Origin of the sequence: Acinetobacter sp. AR2-3 (assembly GCF_001878775.1) — a bacterium.
In the GTDB taxonomy this organism is placed as follows: Bacteria; Pseudomonadota; Gammaproteobacteria; order Pseudomonadales; family Moraxellaceae; genus Acinetobacter; species Acinetobacter lwoffii_D.
Map to the genome: position 1 here is coordinate 1 of NZ_MJIQ01000031.1, position 870 is coordinate 870.

Below are 870 nucleotides of genomic sequence, written 5' to 3' on the forward strand. Positions count from 1 at the left end.
AAGAGACAGGTCATAGGTCAACGTTTTACGCAGTTCTGCAGGTAAATATTTCAGAGCTTCAGTTAAAGCCTTGCGCACTGATTCTGCCTTTGCATCAGGTAATGTTGCCAAGATACAGAGCCGTGTATTTCGTTCAATAAGTGTTGCTATCGAACTTTTATTGTCTTTACCTTTAATTAAATCAGCTTCCCAATGACCCGGTATTTTTCTTTCTTGAACTTCGGCTGGGCGCTCATGAATAGTTTTAATATCCTGTAATATAGAATCTTTTTTAGGTTCACCGTTAGCTTTTCGCTTTTTATTTTCATGACGCAGACAGGATAATAAGTCTTTTTTCAACTCACCCTTTGGTAATGCTCGTATCGTTGAATAAATCGTTGTATGGCTTACATTCATTGTTTGATCCAAATCAGGAAATGTCTTTAAACGCTTTGCTATTTGCTGAGGAGACCATAAACAACGGATCGCTTCAACAATAAATTTCCAGAGGATTGAATCGATTTTGAGTTTTCTGTGACCACGTCTACGTCTAGCGAAGGTGTTATCAGAAGCATATCGAGCTTGATAAACGTCATTGATGCTATTTCTTTTAAGCTCACGATAGATCGTACTAGGATGTCTTTTAATGAGTTCAGCAAATTTTCTGGCTGAAAAGCCTTCTTTTCTTGACTCAAGCATTAATGCAGTACGATCTTCAAAGTTAAGATGATGGTATGACAATTTTATATACTCCATAAACCCTTTAAATTAATTAGGTGGTTTATGTCGCACTTCAAGTTTTACTCTGCCCTTCTTTATCGTAGTTACGTATATGAGCTAAAATGTTTGATATTGGGATAAATCTGATTATCTTCTGTCTCTTATACACAT

1 protein-coding gene is annotated in these 870 nt (G+C 36.3%); it reads right to left on the reverse strand.

All coding sequences use genetic code 11. The features are described 5' to 3' along the window. The coding region (locus BFN00_RS04255; RefSeq protein ID WP_171260759.1) for an IS30-like element ISAba125 family transposase at positions 1-735 on the reverse strand (735 nt) is incomplete at its 3' end. Between the last annotated feature and the right edge of the window lie 135 nt (positions 736-870).